Source organism: Pseudonocardia endophytica (assembly GCF_004339565.1).
In the GTDB taxonomy this organism is placed as follows: domain Bacteria; phylum Actinomycetota; class Actinomycetes; order Mycobacteriales; family Pseudonocardiaceae; genus Pseudonocardia; species Pseudonocardia endophytica.
The window spans coordinates 3675626-3690356 of sequence record NZ_SMFZ01000001.1; the positions used below are offsets into that span (position 1 = coordinate 3675626).

General features: G+C 73.0%; 14 protein-coding genes. 7 read left to right on the plus strand and 7 right to left on the minus strand.

The features are described 5' to 3' along the window. Positions 1-145 precede the first annotated feature (145 nt). The 3 genes from EV378_RS17060 to EV378_RS17070 form a co-directional block, all read right to left on the minus strand. Positions 146-1330 (minus strand): FAD-dependent monooxygenase, encoded by a 1185-nt coding sequence (locus EV378_RS17060; protein WP_165922316.1) that lies wholly within the window; start codon positions 1328-1330, stop codon positions 146-148. A 107-nt stretch (positions 1331-1437) separates the two neighbouring features. Then, the gene (locus EV378_RS17065; RefSeq protein WP_132426507.1) at positions 1438-2148 is read right to left on the minus strand and encodes a type 1 glutamine amidotransferase domain-containing protein; all 711 of its coding nucleotides are present in this window, start codon (positions 2146-2148) and stop codon (positions 1438-1440) included. After that, positions 2145-3410, minus strand: coding sequence for an NADH:flavin oxidoreductase/NADH oxidase family protein (locus EV378_RS17070; protein ID WP_132426510.1), 1266 nt, complete (start codon positions 3408-3410; stop codon positions 2145-2147). The genes EV378_RS17065 and EV378_RS17070 overlap by 4 nt, the downstream gene beginning before the upstream one ends. A gap of 81 nt (positions 3411-3491) precedes the next feature. On the opposite strand from EV378_RS17070, the gene EV378_RS17075 reads away from it, so the two are divergent. The 6 genes from EV378_RS17075 to EV378_RS17095 all read left to right on the plus strand — a co-directional run bounded on the left by EV378_RS17075 (position 3492) and on the right by EV378_RS17095 (position 10113). Beyond that, positions 3492-4061, plus strand: a complete 570-nt coding sequence (locus EV378_RS17075; protein WP_132426513.1) for a TetR/AcrR family transcriptional regulator — start codon at positions 3492-3494, stop codon at positions 4059-4061. A 119-nt stretch (positions 4062-4180) separates the two neighbouring features. Continuing rightward, positions 4181-6820, plus strand: coding sequence for a LuxR C-terminal-related transcriptional regulator (locus EV378_RS17080; protein ID WP_132426516.1), 2640 nt, complete (start codon positions 4181-4183; stop codon positions 6818-6820). 48 nt (positions 6821-6868) lie between these two features. After that, positions 6869-7045 carry a hypothetical protein gene (locus EV378_RS35380; protein WP_165922317.1) on the plus strand — a complete coding sequence of 59 codons (177 nt, stop codon included), beginning with the start codon at positions 6869-6871 and terminating at the stop codon, positions 7043-7045. Continuing rightward, a complete protein-coding gene (locus EV378_RS17085; RefSeq protein ID WP_132426519.1) occupies positions 7042-8193 on the plus strand; it encodes an MBL fold metallo-hydrolase in 1152 nt (383 codons plus the stop codon). Before EV378_RS35380 ends, EV378_RS17085 begins: the two co-directional genes overlap by 4 nt. Beyond that, the gene (locus EV378_RS17090) at positions 8190-9593 is read left to right on the plus strand and encodes an MFS transporter (protein ID WP_132426522.1); all 1404 of its coding nucleotides are present in this window, start codon (positions 8190-8192) and stop codon (positions 9591-9593) included. Before EV378_RS17085 ends, EV378_RS17090 begins: the two co-directional genes overlap by 4 nt. Positions 9594-9672: 79 nt before the next feature. Next, positions 9673-10113 (plus strand): hypothetical protein, encoded by a 441-nt coding sequence (locus EV378_RS17095; RefSeq protein ID WP_132426525.1) that lies wholly within the window; start codon positions 9673-9675, stop codon positions 10111-10113. Here EV378_RS17095 and EV378_RS17100 read toward each other — a convergent pair. Next, positions 10059-10823 (minus strand): ATP-binding cassette domain-containing protein, encoded by a 765-nt coding sequence (locus tag EV378_RS17100; protein WP_341540429.1) that lies wholly within the window; start codon positions 10821-10823, stop codon positions 10059-10061. The genes EV378_RS17095 and EV378_RS17100 overlap by 55 nt on opposite strands. A 162-nt stretch (positions 10824-10985) precedes the next feature. Here EV378_RS17100 and EV378_RS17105 point away from each other — a divergent pair, with 162 nt between their 5' ends. After that, complete coding sequence (locus EV378_RS17105) at positions 10986-11633, plus strand: stage II sporulation protein M (protein WP_132426531.1); 648 nt, start codon at positions 10986-10988, stop codon at positions 11631-11633. A gap of 3 nt (positions 11634-11636) precedes the next feature. Here the strand turns inward: EV378_RS17105 and EV378_RS17110 are convergent, their stop codons facing one another. The 3 genes from EV378_RS17110 to EV378_RS17120 form a co-directional block, all read right to left on the minus strand. Next, a complete protein-coding gene (locus tag EV378_RS17110) occupies positions 11637-11837 on the minus strand; it encodes a hypothetical protein (RefSeq protein ID WP_132426534.1) in 201 nt (66 codons plus the stop codon). After that, positions 11834-12949 carry an NDMA-dependent alcohol dehydrogenase gene (locus tag EV378_RS17115; protein ID WP_132428035.1) on the minus strand — a complete coding sequence of 372 codons (1116 nt, stop codon included), beginning with the start codon at positions 12947-12949 and terminating at the stop codon, positions 11834-11836. The genes EV378_RS17110 and EV378_RS17115 overlap by 4 nt, the downstream gene beginning before the upstream one ends. Positions 12950-13066: 117 nt before the next feature. Next, the gene (locus tag EV378_RS17120; protein ID WP_132426537.1) at positions 13067-14701 is read right to left on the minus strand and encodes a sigma-54-dependent Fis family transcriptional regulator; all 1635 of its coding nucleotides are present in this window, start codon (positions 14699-14701) and stop codon (positions 13067-13069) included. Positions 14702-14731: the final 30 nt, after the last annotated feature.

Consider the following 14731-nt stretch of genomic DNA (forward strand, 5'->3'; position numbering starts at 1 on the left):
AGAGGTGGACGTCGACGACGAATGCCGCGTGGCTCGACGAGCCGGACTGCAGGTGCCGAACGAGCGCCCGACGGCGGACGGGCGGCCCGACGGGACCTGACGACGGGTCGTCGCGGTCCGGCGGTGATCCATGGCGGAGGCGCTGTCAACGGGCGTCCGGCACCCCGTCGAAGTCGGGAAGCTCGATCCCGTTGATCGCGCGCTCGGCCAGCGCCATGATCGCGTCCATGTCCGGCTCCTGCGGCGGCGGCGCGTCCGGGTCGGGGGCCGCGAGACTGCTGACGTGCAGCCGTCCGATCTCCTGGTTGGCCTCGACGAACGGGCGCATCCGCTCCTCGTAGCGCGCGAACCCGACCTCCGGGTCCCACCCGGCGGCGGCCAGTTCGCCGGCCAGCAGGTACGCGCCGACCAGGGCGATCCCGGTGCCCTGACCGGACATCGGCGACGCGCAGCACGCCGCGTCCCCGATCAGCCCCACGCGGCCGCTCGACCAGCGGTCCATCACCACCTGAGCGACCTGGTCGAGGTAGAAGTCCGGGGCGTCGTCGAGGTGCGCCAGTATCCGCGGGGTCTCCCACCCGAAGCCGTCCATCCGCTCGCGCAGCAGGCGCTTCTGTGCGTCGACGTCCCGGTGGTCGACGTCGAAGTCGGCCGCCGAGAACGACAGCATCGCGATCGCCCGGCTGCTGTCCCCGACGGGCCGCAGGCCTGCCGAGCGGCCCGCCTCCTGGTAGTCGATCAGCCAGCGGTCCAGCCCGAACTCGTTGGGCACGGTGTAGAACGCCAGCACCAGCCCCAGGTGGTGGACGAACTTCTCGTGGTCGCCGACGACCATCGCCCGCAGCGGGGAGTGCAGCCCGTCCGCGCCGATCACCAGGTCGAACCGTCGCTCGTCGCCGCTCGCGAACGTGACGTCGACGCCGTCGGCGTCCTGGGTGAGCTCGGCGATCCGGTCGCCGAAGACGTACTCGACGCCGTCGCGGGTGTCGTCGTAGAGCACCCGGGACATGTTCCCGCGCAGGATCTCGATCTCCGCGATGTACCCGTCGCCGCCGTCGTCGGAGGCGCTGTAGGTCTCCAGCACGTTCCCGTCGACGTCCACCGTGTACGCGCCCGCGGTGTCGGTGCAGGCCGCACGGATCTGCGCGTCCAGCCCCATCCGCCGGATGACCTCCTTGGCCACCCCGCGCGCGTCCACCGCCTGGCCCCCCGGACGCAGCTCGGGGGCCCGCTCGACCACGGTCACCTCGGCACCCCGCCGCTGCAGCCAGTGGGCCAGCGCGGGGCCCGCGATGCTCGCCCCGGCGATCAACACCCTGTTGCCACTCATTCCCGTGCCCCTCACTCGCCGTCCCGGATCGCGGTCGTGATCCCAGGGGCAATGACGGGTCCACCGGCCGGAAGTAATCGGTGCCGCGGAATTGTCCGAATGGACCGTCAGGACGCTCCACCCTCGACGTCCGCGACGATGCGTTCCGCCAGCCGTTCCGACGAGAACGGGTTCTGTCCGGTGTAGAGATTGCGGTCCACGACCACGTGCGGGCGCAGCGGCAGAAGTGCCTTGGAATAGTCGGCGCCGTTCTCCTTGAGCCGGTCCTCGAGATACCAGGGCGCCTTCCACCCGAACGTGTTCAGGCGTTCCTCGGCGTTGGACAGCCCGGTCATCCGGTAGCCGGCGAACGGCCAGGAACCGTCGTCGGCGCGAGCGGCCAGCGCCGCCGCCGGGGAGTGGCACAGCAGGGCCAGCGGACGGCCCGACGTCACTCGCCGGGTCAGCAGGGCTCCGGAGACCGGGTCGTACGCGAGGTCCTCCATCGGGCCGTGCCCGCCCGGGTAGAACACGACGTCGAACGCGGACTCGTCGACGTCGGCAAGCACGACCGGACTGTCCAACCGGGACCGGATGGAGTCCAGATAGTCCGCGATCTCCCGGATCTTCGCGGGACGACCGGCCGTGCGCCCCATGCTGAGCTCGTCGAGCGTGGGCGCCACGCCACCCGGTGTCGCGACGGTGATGTCCCACCCGGCCGCCGTGAAGATCTTGTGGGGCATCGCGAGCTCCTCGCCCCAGTAACCGGACGGATGGACCGTGCCGTCCTTGAGCGTCCAGCGGTCGGCCGCGGTGACGACGAACAGCACCGAGGTCATCGTGCGTTCTCCTTCACGGTGCGCGTGGCGGTGCGGACAGGCAGCCAGGCCCGGTAGCGGCGCAGCGCCGCGCGGCGGCGGACCTGTTCCGCGACGAGTGCGAGTGCCGCCGGGAGGTGCGGCGCCGGGCGGGCGCCCCGGGCGAGACGGCGCAGTCGGACCCGGACGCGGGCCATGCCAGCGGCGGAGGCGAGCGCCTTGTTCGACCAGGTCACGGGCCGCATCGGCGCGGCGGTGGGTCGGCCGTCGCGCCAGCGGTCCGGCAGGTCAGGGGTGACGGCCAGCGCCGTGCCCATCCCGACGACGGCGACGCCCTCCGCCAGTGCCTCGTCGGCGGCCTCGCGGCGGGTGACACCGCCGGTGAGCATCAGGGGCAGCGGGCTCGTCGCGACGAGGTCGGTCGCCAGGTCGAGGAAGTAGGCCTCCCGGGCACGGGTGCGGTCGTCGGCCGGGCGTCCGGTCATGGCCGGACTCTCGTAGCTGCCGCCGGAGAGCTCGACGAGGTCGACGCCCAGCGGCTCGAGCCACGCGATCACCCGGCGGGCGTCGTCGGCCTCGAACCCGCCGCGCTGGAAATCGGCGGAGTTGAGCTTCACCGCGACGGCGAACGTCGGCGAGACGGCGGCACGCACGGCACGGACGACGTCGAGCAGCAGGCGGGCGCGGTTCTCCAGGCTGCCGCCCCACTCGTCGGTGCGACGGTTGGCGAGCGGCGAGAGGAACTGCGACAGCAGGTAACCGTGCGCGGCGTGGATCTCGACGCCGTCGAACCCGGCCAGCTCGGCGCGCCCGGCGGTGACGGCGAACCGTGCGACCGTGTCGGCGATCTGCTCCGCGGTCATCGCGACCGGTGTGCCGAACCGGCTGCTCTGCCTGCCCAGGTCGACACCGACCGCCGACGGGCCCCACACCACACCCGGCATGTCCGCCTCGACCTGACGGCCGGGGTGGTTGATCTGCATCCACATCGCGGCACCACCGGCCCTGCCCGCCATGGCCCACTCGGCGAACGGCTCCACGGGGGCGGCGTCGTCGAGCACGACTCCGGCCGGACCGGTCAGCGCCTCGGCGTCGACCATGACGTTCCCGGTGATCAGCAGTCCGGCTCCGCCGGTCCCCCACCGCCGGTACAGCTCGACCAGCCGCCGGTCCGGCAGCTGCCCGTGGCCGGCCATGTTCTCCTCCATCGCCGCCTTCGCGATGCGGTTGGGCAGCACCGACCCGGACGGCAGGTGCAGCGGCACGAACAGGTTGCTGGTCACCGGATTCCCTCCTAACATGATGTGAACACTGCACACATTAGCGCTCGATGCGAGCACTGTAAACATTGGAGTAGGTGACCCGTGCCGCAGCCGAGCACCCGGTACCACCACGGCAACCTGCGCGAGGCCTGCCTGACGGCCGCGCGGGAGCTCCTGGAGGAGGGCGGCAACTCCGAGCTGTCGTTGCGGGCGGTGGCCCGGCGAGCGGGGGTGTCGGCCACCGCGCCCTACCGCCACTTCGCCGACCGCGAGGCGTTGCTGTCCGGCGTCGCCGCGGAGGGCTACCTCGAGCTCGCCGCAACGCTCGCCGCCGCGCAGCCGTCGCCGTCGACGCCGGAGGATCTCGCCGACATCGGGATCGCGTACGTCCGCTTCGCCCTGGACCACCCCGCGCTGTTCCGGGTGATGTTCGCCGAGCCGTGCGACCCGACCAGCCCGGAACGCGTCGCGGCCACGACGGCGATCAACGAGTACCTGCACCGGATCGTCCGACAGGCGCTGCCGGACTCCGACACGGACTCCATGGCGACGACACTCTGGGCGCTCGTCCACGGCATGGCGTTCCTGCATCTGGACGGCAAGTTCGACTCGTCCGCACCGGACGCGGTGGCCGGGAAGATCCACGCGGCCGTGCGGTCGCTCCGCGCGTGACCGCGAGACCGATCCGGACGTAACGGGCTCCACCCGGCGCGCGAGTCGTCCTGCAGAGCAGGGGGTACGACGTGGTCGAGCCGTGGATCCGTCCGAGCGGTCCTCGTCCCGGGCCGCCGTTGGCCGGACGTGGTGCCGAACGGGCGGCGATCGTCGGGCGCGCACGTGACGTCGTCGACGGGCACCCTGCCGTCGTCTGGGTGGAGGGCGAGGCCGGAGCCGGGAAGTCCGCTCTGGTCGACGCCGTGGTCGGCGACCTGCCCGACGGGTTCGGGGTGCTCAGGGCCGAGGCGGACGAGCTCGACGTCGAGGAGCCGCTGGCGCTCGCCGCACAGCTCGGGGCGGGGGGCTCCGGCTCGGCCGGGCACGCCGCGTCGGAGCTCCTGCGCGGCTGGTCCGCGGCGCAGGACCGGGGACCGCTCGCCGTCGTCGTCGAGGACCTGCACTGGGCCGACCCGGACTCGCGGACGGCCCTGCTGGGTGCGGTCCGACGACTGGCCGGTGACCGGGTTCTCGTCGTCGTGACCAGCCGGCCCGGCGCAACGGACGGGTGGGCCCGCTTCGCTCTCGACGCCCGCCGTTGTCTACGGGTCGACGTCGGGGCGCTCACCGGGGCGGAGGTGGCCGAGCTGGGTGCCCTGCACGGCGTCGGTCTGGGCCCCGACGCCGCCGCCCGGCTGCACGCCCACACGGCGGGGCACGCCCTGCACGTCCGGACCCTGCTCACCGAGCTCTCGCCGGAACAGCTCACCCGTCGCGACGGTGTCCTGCCAGCGCCCCGTTCGCTGGCGGCGACCACGCTCGCCGCACTGACCGCGCTGCCAGCACCCACCCGGGAGCTGGCGCTCGCCCTCGCGACGGTCGCCCGCCCGATCCCGTTGCCGACCGTGGCCCGGATCGCGGGGGTCGCCCCGGACGCCGCGGACGCGCTCGTGGCCTCCGGCCTGGCCAGGGTGCGCGACGGCGACGCGGGCGACGAGATCGCGTTCGCCCACCCGCTGCACCGGGTGGCGGTGTGGGACGACCTCGCGCCGTCGCGGCGGCGGGCGTGGCACCGGGCCGCGGCCCGGCATCTCGGGGCACGCGAATCGCTGATGCACCGGGTCGCGGCCGCCGAGGGTCCCGACGACGCGCTGGGCGCTGACCTCGAGATCGCCGCGACCGGCCTCGGCCGCGTTCCCGCAGCCCGGATGCTGCTCGCCGCGGCCGGTGTGTCCACAGGGGAGCGTGCTGAACGGCTCCTCCTCGACGCGGTCGCGCTGCTGGTCGCGGCCGGGCGTCACCGGCAGGCCGCCGCACACCGGCCCGCGGTCGAGTCCTGCGCGGACGGTCCCCACCGCGATCTCGTCCTCGGCATGCTCGACTGGGAGGCGGGGGACGCCGGTCCGGCCGAGGCCGCGCTGAGCCGGGCCGCCGCCCCCGGCGGGCCACCCGGGATCGTCACCGCCGCGACGGTCCGGCTCGCCGTCCTGCTCTACACCGCGGGCCGGGGCGACGAGGCGGTCGCCACGGCCGTACGCGCGCTGGCCATGCCGGGCCTGACCACGGAGGACGAGCGGGAGGCGTGGATCGCGCTCGCGGTCGGCGAGCAGATGCGATCCGGGGCGGTCGCCGGTCTCGCGCGGCTCGAGCCCCGGCTCCCTCCGGTCGTGGCCGACCCGGCGGACACCGACCTGCTCGTGGCCAGGGGCACGCTCGAGTTCTTCGCCGCCCGGCCGGCCCGTGCCGTCGCCGACCTGACCGCGGCCATCCAGCTCTCGCACGCCGCGCCGACGATGGCGGGCGACCGGCTCACCCGCGCCCACCTGCAGCTCGCGAACGCGCAGATCCTCACCGGGGACTGGGCGTCCGCCGCCATCCACGCCCGGCTCGCGTCCCGGCTCGTCGACGAGGAGGACCTGGTCTGGGTGCGCGCGCAGACCGAGGGCATCCACGCCCGCCTGGCCGGCTGCGTCCGCGGCGACTGGACCGCCGCCGAGGCACACCTGCGGGCCGCGGGCGAGGCGGTCGGGCAACTGGGCAGCCTGGAGGCCGCGTTCACCACGCTGATCGCCCGCGCGCTCGTCGCCGACGCCAGGCAGGACCCGCGGGAGATCCTCACCGTGTTCGGCGGGCTGGTCGCCGGCGCCGCGCCGGTGCCCATGTCCACGGCTCTGACCTGGTGGCCGATGGTCGTCGACGCCGCGCTCGACGTCGGCGACACGGCGACCGCGGCGGAACTGCTGGCCCGGCTGCGGACCGCGGCCGAGGAGCGGTCGATCGACCTGCACGCGGTCGTCACCGGCCTGGGTGCCCGGCTCGACGAGGCCCGCGGCGACGTCGAGGGCGCGATCGCCGGTTACGAGCGGGCCACCGAGGCGCTGGGCCCGGAGGTCGTACTGCTCGACCGCGGCAAGCTCCTGCACCGGCACGGGAGGCTGTTGCTCGATCGAGGCGATCCGGCGAGCGCCCGGGAGCGGCTGGAGGCAGCGCTCGCCGTGTTCGGGCACGCGGCGCCCTACGAGGCCCGCGTCCGGCGCGACCTGGACCGGATCCGCGCGGCGAGCCCGTCGGTGCCGGTGCAGCGCGGCGCGGCAGAGCTGACCGAACGGGAACGCGAGGTGGTCGCGCTCGTCGCACGCGGGATGACGAACCGGGAGGTGGCCGCCGAGCTGTACGTCACCGACAAGGCCGTCGAGTACCACCTCGGCAACGTGTTCGCGAAGCTCGGGATCCGCTCCCGGCGCGCGCTCCGCGACCTGACCCCCGTCCCCCACTAGGGAGTTTCCCCAGGGACGGCCCGCCCGCTCCGGCGCAGGCTCGCAGTCATGGAACTCGTCGTCGACGTCACCGAGACGGACGGCCGTCTGCAGGGCACCGTCCGGCGCCCGGCGTCCACCGTGACCCATCCCTTCTCCGGGACCCTCGAACTCCTGGCCTGCCTCGAACGGCTCGGCTGCGGCGAGGACACCGCCCGGACCCGTGCGACAGGAGAGACCTCATGACCGCCCTCGGCGACACGATCGAGATCGACGACCGGACCGTCCTCGTGCTGGGGCAGGAGCTCGACGTCGACCACGACCAGCCGGACGTCGCGAACGCCCTGGTCCACCGGGTCGGCGAGACGCTCGTCGTCGTCGACACCGGCGTGACCGCGCCGTTCCGCGCGGCGCTCCTGGCCGCGACCCGCAGGGTCGGCGACTGGTCGCGGGCGCTGGTGCTGACCACCCACGGTCACACGGACCACGTCGGCAACAACGACATCGCCGACGAGCTGGGCGTACCCACCGAGCACTACGTCCCGGCCCGCGACCTCGACCAGATGCTCGACCCGGCGACGTACTGGGTGCGGTCGTTCACCCCGATCGCGGGCGTCGTCGCGCTGCCCGCCCCGCCGTCACTGGCCGGGAACAAGGTCGTCTCGCTGTTCCAGCCGCTGCACCCGTTCGCCTCGGTGACCCGCACCTACGAGGAGCGGCCGCTGGAGCGGATCCGCATCGGGTCCGCACGGCTGACCGGCTGGACGTTCGCCGACGGCGGCGTCCAGGTGCTGCGCAGCCAGGGCCACTGCGCCGGGCACGTGATCGTCCGCCTGCGCGACAACGGCGTCCTGCACCTCGCCGACGAGGCCAACGGGCCCTGCGGCGCGATGCCGGACTCCGACCAGCTCAAGATCCAGACGACCCTCGGCGCCGCGGCGACCATGCTCGAGGAGGGCGAGGCCACGATCCTCACCGACGGGCACACGTTCACCGTGCGCCGCGACGACGAGGCGCGGTCCTACCTGGACTCCGTACTGGACCAGGCCGCCGCCATGCACGAGGCCGCGCTGGGGCTCACCAAGGAGGCCGGCTCCGTGGTGCCGAGCGCGTTCACCGACCGCTACGCGCAGGCCCTCACCGACCTCGGCGTGGTCGGGGCGAACCCGAGCCCGTTCTTCACGGCCATGGTCGCGACGAACGAGCTCCGCGAGATCGGCCTGCGGCCGGAGTCCGGCGCTGTCGACGGCCCGTGGTCGCGGCCCGCGCTCACCGACCCCGCACCGGTCGCCGGGATGCCGCGCGGACTGGCTCTGCTGCCCGCCGCCGTCGCGATGCTGCGCTGGAAGATCCAGGGCCGGGACAAGGCCCCGACGACGGCCTCCGACCGGTGACCGCGCCGGCTCCCGACCCCCGCCGGTGGCTCGTCCTGGTCGCGATGACCGGCTCGCTGTCCATGATCATGCTCGACCAGACCGTCGTGTCGGTCGCGCTGCCGACGATGGCCCGCGAGCTGCCGCTGACCCCGCACGGCCAGCAGTGGGTGGTGAACGCCTACGTACTGGCCCTCGCCGCGCTCGTCGCACTCGGGGGGCGGGCCGCCGACCTGCTCGGCCGACCGCGCGCGTTCCGGATCGGGGTGTCGCTGTTCTTCCTGGCGTCCGCGGGTTGCGCGTTCGCCTGGGACGGCACGTCGATCGTGGTGTTCCGGGCCCTGCAGGGAGCCGGTGCGGCACTGATGATGCCGGTGTCGGCGACGATCGTGATGGCCGCGTTCCCGGCGCACGAGCGCGGCCGGGTGATGGCGATCTACGCCGGGATCAGCCAGGTGTTCCTGGCCCTCGGGCCGCTGGTGGGCGGCCTGCTCACCGAGTACGTGACGTGGCGGGCGGTCTTCCTGCTCAACGTCCCGGTCGGTCTCGCGACGCTGGCCCTCGTCGCCGTCGCGCGGGTGGAGAACCGGCCGGTCACGGGCGCCCGGATCTCGGTGCCCGACGTCGCCATGGTCGTCCCGGGCCTGGCGCTTCTCACGCTCGGCGTCCAGCAGCTCGCCGGCTGGGGGCGGGTCGCGCTCGTCCCGCTCGCCGTGGGCCTCGGGCTGTCCGTCTGGTTCGTGGTGCGCCAGCTCCGGTCCGCCGACCCGCTGATCCACATGAGACTGTTCGCCGACCGCGGCTTCACCGGGGACGCCGTCGTGATGGGCCTGGTGCAGTTCGGGCTGCTCGGGATCGTGCTCTACAGCTCGATCTACCTGCAGGAGCTGCTCGGCTTCGGCCCGATGGCCGCGGGGCTCGCCGCGCTCCCGCTGATCCTGCCGCTCACGCTGGCCGCCCAGGTCGGCGGGCGGTGGTTCGACCGGTCGGGCGTCCGGTCACCGGTGCTGACCGGGATGATCGTCTGCACGGTCGGCGTCGTCGCCTGGCTGGCCGCGCTCCCTGCGCTGAGCTACGTCCTGCAGCTCCCCGGGATGCTGCTCGTCGGGGTCGGACTCGGACTCACCCTGTCCCCCACCAACACCGACGCCCTCGGCCGCGTGTCCGACGACGAGCGCAGCCAGGCGTCCGGTGTGGTCCAGACCGTCCGCCAGGTCGGCGGGACACTCGGTGTCGCGGTGATCGGCGGCGTGGTCCTCGGCGTGGGCCCGGCACTGCCCGGCCGCACCGGCACGGCCGAGGCGATCGCGTCCGGCTTCGGTGTCGCGGCGGTGGCGTTCGGGCTCGCCGCACTGGCCGGAGCGGTACTGCTGTCGACCGCGTCCCGACCGGCCAGGAGCCCGGACGTCCGGGTGCGGTGACCGACGGGTGCCGCCGCAACCCGCGACGTCGCGGCGGGGTTTCCGTTCCCGAGATCACCAGCGGGAGACGGAGGCACACATGGCGCACTCATCGGACGGGTTCGATCCTCGTCCAGCGGTCGCGGGCTTCACCGAGCGCTTTCCCCGCCGGACAGGTCCGTTGCCGTTCGAGACCGCCCCGCCGCCGCCTCAGGCTCCCGTCGACCGCGCCGACCCGGCCGGCCTGCTCGCACTGCACGAAGCCGGCAGGCGGGCGACCGAGCTGTACAGCGGCCCGGTCGGGGAGCTGGTCGCCCGGGAGCTCCACTCCGTCGCGGAGTTCGGGTTCCGGTTCGCCCACGACACGCTCACCCGTCGGCTCGTCGAGCACCTGCTCGGGCCCGACGCGGGCAGGTCCGGGCCGGTCGGCGGGCCACCCGTGCCCGGTGACGGCGTCCGGGACGCCGGTCGCTCCCGCCACCGCGCTCACCCGGCCGACGTCCGGGTTCCCCGGTTCCAGGAGTTCCACAGCCGCGCGTAACGACCGCCGGCGGCAACGAGCTCGTCGTGCGATCCGTTCTCGACGATCCGGCCCCGCTCCATGACGACGATCCGGTCGCACGCCGCCGCCTGGGAGAGCCGGTGCGCGATCACCAATCCGGTGCGCCCGCGCAGCACGGCGTCCGCGGCACGGGCGAGCAGCTCGGCGTGCGTGGACCCGGCCTCGGCGGTGGCCTCGTCGAGGATCGCCAGATCGGGGTCGGCGAGCACCACGCGGGCCAGCGCGACCTGCTGGGCCTGCGCCGGGGTCAGGGCCGTCCCGCGGGCGCCGACGTCGGTGTCCAGGCCGTCGGGCAGCAGCTCGACCAGCCCGTCGGCCCCGGTCGTCTCGAGCGCGTCCCTGATCTGCTCGTCGGTGGCGTCCGGGGCGGCGAGGGTGAGGTTGTCGCGCAGCGTCCCGGCGAACACGTGCGACTCCTGCGTGATGACCGCGGTGCGCTCGGGCCGGGCGACCGAACCGGTGGCGGGTTCGTGAATGCCGGCGACGACACCCGCCAGCGTCGTCTTGCCCGCGCCGGACGCCCCGACCACGGCGAGCCGCTCACCGGTGCCGACCGTGAGGTCGACGTCGTCGAGGACCCTCGGCCCGCCGGCGTCGTACTGGAACCGGACGCTCTCGACCCGGACCGAGTCACCCGGACCGCTCCGGCCGGCGCGAGCCGGGTGGCGCGCCAGGTCGGCTACGCACACGTCCCGAACTTCAGCCCCGCGTTCAGCGCCTTCCACGGCGAGTCCCCGCGGGATCATCGGAACCGCGAGCATGTCCGGGTCGTCTGACTCCGTCTTCGGTCGCGCAGGGTCGAGCCGGCCGGCCGATCCGGACGACCGGGTGGCTGGTCGAGCGTCGGAGGCATGACACAGCCGACCACCCGATTCTCACCGGCGCAGTTCGTGCGCGCGCCCCTTCGCCTCGTCCGCACGCATCTGCGCGCCCATCTCGCGCTGAGCGGCCTGATGTACGGGGCCCTGCTGCTCGGCATGGCGGCCGCGATCGCGTTCCCGTCCCTGAACGCCGACCGGGTCGCCGGCATGGACGGGGACGGGACGACCGACCTGGTCGTGTCGCTGCTGCGGAACCCGTGGCTGTTCGCGCTGACGATCCTGGCCGTCAACGTGCTGACCGTCGCCCTGCCGACGATCCTGCTGCCGTCGTTGGTGGTGCCCTTCTCGGGCGTCGCCGTCGGCGTGTACCACGCTGTCGGGTTCGGGCTGACCCTCGCGCCCGTCAACGGGACCGCGGCGGCTGTGCTGATCCCGCACTCGCTGACGATCCTGATCGAGATCCAGGCGTACGTGCTGGTCATGCTCGGCGCCTACCTGCTGGGCAGGGCGTGGCTACGGCCCGCGGCCGTCGGCGCTCCGGACCGTCGCAGGGGGTACCTGCTCGGGTTGCGGCAGGTGGGACTGCTCGCCCTGCCCGCGATGGTGCTGTTCGTCGTCGGCGCGGTGTACGAGGCCCTGTCGCTCCGGTACATCGTCCCGGTACTCGCGGGGGGATGAGCGTCAGGAGCACGGCTCGTGGGCCGCGGTCGCGTCGTCGACGAGAGCGGTGCGGTCGTAGCCGCGCTCGAGCACCACGTGCGCCCCGGCGTCGAGGGCGGCGACGAGGAGCTCGACCTCCCGGGACCCTCCGACGACCTCCGACGAACCCGCCGGCCCGGACGAGAGGACGTCCGGGCAGGCGGAGGGGACAGCTATGGTCACGAGTGGTCGTGCACGATCACGCCACGGACGTTCTTGCCGTTGAGCAGGTCGTCGTAGCCCTCGTTGACCTGGTCGAGCGTGTAGGTCTTGGTGATGATCTCGTCGAGCTTGAGGTCCCCGGTCTGGTAGAGACCAAGGATCTTGGGGATGTCGACGGTCGGGTTGCAGTCGCCGAACAGGCTGCCCTTCACGGTCTTCTTGAACAGGGTCATGATCGATCCGGGGATCTGGACGTTCGTCGTCGAGAGCTTGTTCAGACCGGTCAGAACGACGGTGCCGCCCTTGCCTGTGTTGTCGAACGCATCAGTGACGATCTCTTCGGTGACGATGCCGGCGGTGACGATGGTCTTGTCCGCACCGTTGCCGTTGGTCATGGACCGGGCGAGGTCTCCGGCTTCGGCGGCCGTGGCGACGGCGTGCGTCGCCCCGAGCTCCATGGCCTTCTCGCGCTTGTTCTGCAGCGGGTCGATCGCGATCAGGTTCTTCGCCCCGGCGTAGCGCGCTCCCTGCACGGCGTTGATGCCGATGCCACCGACCCCCGCGACGATGACGGTCTCGCCGGCCGAGACGTCGGCGGCGTTCACCGCGGAACCCCACCCGGTCGGTACACCGCAGCCGACGAGGACGGCCTTGTCGAGGGGCAGGTCGTCGTCGACCTTCACGCAGGAGTTCTGGTGGATCGTCGCGTACTGGCTGAACGTGCCGAGCATGCACATCGCGCCGTACTTGCCCTGGGGGCCGGAGAACGGGAACCGCTCACCGGGCAGGTAGCCCTCCAGGATCGTCGCGCCCATGTCGCAGATCGCCTGCTGACCGGTGGAACACCACCGGCAGGTGCCGCAGTTCGGGATGAACGAGCAGACGACGTGGTCGCCGGCCTTGACGCGGGTGACTCCCTCGCCCACCTCTTCGATGATGCCCGCGCCCTCGTGGCCCAGCACCATCGGCAGCCGCGCCTCGAGGTCACCGTGAGCGATGTGGACGTCGGAGTGGCACAGCCCACCGTGGGTGTAGCGGATCAGGACCTCGCCGGCCTTCGGGCCCTCCAGGTCGAGCTCCTCGATCTCGATCGGCTTGCCGACCTCGTAGACGACCGCGGCCTTGGTCTTCACTGAACGCTCCTTCACGACGTCGGGTCGGAACATCGCCCGGCGTCCGCGCCGACGACGATGCGAGATCAGACCCTGCCGCACGGGAACGGTGCGGACTGTTCCACAACTGGACAGTGGTCAGACGTCGTCGGGCACGTCGAGTGCCTTCATCCGCCGGTAGAGCGTGGTCCGGCTGATGCCCAGTTCCCGGGCGGCCCGGAGCTTGTTCCCACCGTGCGCCTTCAGGGCGTGCAGGATGGCGACCCGCTCGGCCCGTTCGCGTGCACCACGGCCCGACCGGCGAGCGGTGGACCGGTAGCGCTCCGGCAGGTCACCGACCTCGATCCGTCGGGTGGGCAGCTCGGCGAGTTCCCGGACGAGGTTCGCGAGCTCGACCAGGTTGCCCGGCCACGGTTGAGCTCCGAGTGCCTGCAGAGCGCCAGGCGTCAGTATCAGCTCCCGGCCGTTGCCGGCACGGCGTGCCATCTCCTTGAACAGCGCGTTCAGATCGTGGCGCCGATCCCGCAGCGGGGACAGCTCGACCCGGTCCGAGCAGCGCGCGACGAGCCGGCCGATGTGAGAGGGCAGCTCGGACGTCGGGCCCGACGTCAGGACGAACCGCGGTCCCTCAGCCGTACCCATCGCACGACCCAGAACGGTGCAGAGAGCCGCGTCGAGTACGTCGACGTCGTCGACGATGACGGTGTCGGTGTCGCCACGGGTGATCCCGAGCAGCGTGGCGGCCCACGCCCGGTTGGAGCCGGACAGCGCCTCCGCTGCGTCGAGATGCGCTGTCGAGCCGCCGCCCGCGAGCCGGGCAGCCTCGGTGGAACGGCCGGTGCCCGGCTCCCCCGCGACGAGGAGGTCGCGGCCCGTCGGCAGGGCAGGCGTTGCGGCCGGTGCCGTGGACGCGACGGACGGACGGCGTGGCCCGAGGTGCACGAGTACCCCGTCCGACGTTCCGTCGATCCGTTCGGCTCGTGCCGCGACGGTCCCCATCGCTCCGAGGTCCACCTCGCTCGTGAGGTCACCGAGAGAACGAGCCTCGAGCGCGAGGCTGTTCAGCACGGACGGATCGGCCGATCCGAGGCGTTCGAGGCAGCTGCGGTTGGTGAGGACGGTGTCCTCCCCCAGCACCGCGATCGGCGAGGACCGCTGCCGGGTGGCGTGCTGGAAGGCGAGGAACAGGCGACGTTCGACCTCGCGGGCCCCGTCGAGCAGACGCAGCTCGATGTCCTGCGCGGCTCGCACGACCAGCGGCCCGAACAACGGATTCGCCGTCCGTGATGTCGAGGTGATGTCGAGGATGCCTTCGACCCGGCGCGTGAGCGGGTGCCGGACCGGGCAGCCGTAGCAGCTGAACGACTTGAAGGCGTGCAGATAGTGCTCGGCGCCGTTGATCGAGACGCCGTGGCCGAGCTCGTAGGCGGTCCCGAGCGCGTTGGTGCCGACCGCGTCCTCACCCAGCCCCGATCCCACCACCACGCCGCCCGATTCCAGGACGGCACGCAGCCGTCGATCCCCGCTCTGGAAGATCACGCGGCAGTCACGGTCGGCGAGCATCAGGCAGAGCGACTGGTCGTCGAGACGCGCAACGAGATCGTCGAGCACCGGAGCCGCCGCGATGGCCAACCTGCTGGACCGGTCGACGTCGACGACGGTCACCCTGGCCCCGGACTCGGGTCCGACCCCGCTCAGGCGGGCCCGATGCCAGGACATCGCGATCTCGGGACGCACCGGAGCGCGCCCTGCTGACGCGGCCGATCTCGCCACGACTCCTCCTCGGGCCTTCTCGGTCAGCGG

Bases quoted from the DNA above. Each gene is read 5' to 3' on its own strand.
- EV378_RS17095 (WP_132426525.1), top strand. From the start codon at position 9,673: ATGGCGCACTCATCGGACGGGTTCGATCCTCGTCCAGCGGTCGCGGGC.
- EV378_RS17085 (WP_132426519.1), top strand. From the start codon at position 7,042: ATGACCGCCCTCGGCGACACGATCGAGATCGACGACCGGACCGTCCTC.
- EV378_RS17065 (WP_132426507.1), bottom strand. From the start codon at position 2,148: ATGACCTCGGTGCTGTTCGTCGTCACCGCGGCCGACCGCTGGACGCTC.
- EV378_RS35380 (WP_165922317.1), top strand. From the start codon at position 6,869: ATGGAACTCGTCGTCGACGTCACCGAGACGGACGGCCGTCTGCAGGGC.
- EV378_RS17060 (WP_165922316.1), bottom strand. From the start codon at position 1,330: ATGAGTGGCAACAGGGTGTTGATCGCCGGGGCGAGCATCGCGGGCCCC.
- EV378_RS17105 (WP_132426531.1), top strand. From the start codon at position 10,986: ATGACACAGCCGACCACCCGATTCTCACCGGCGCAGTTCGTGCGCGCG.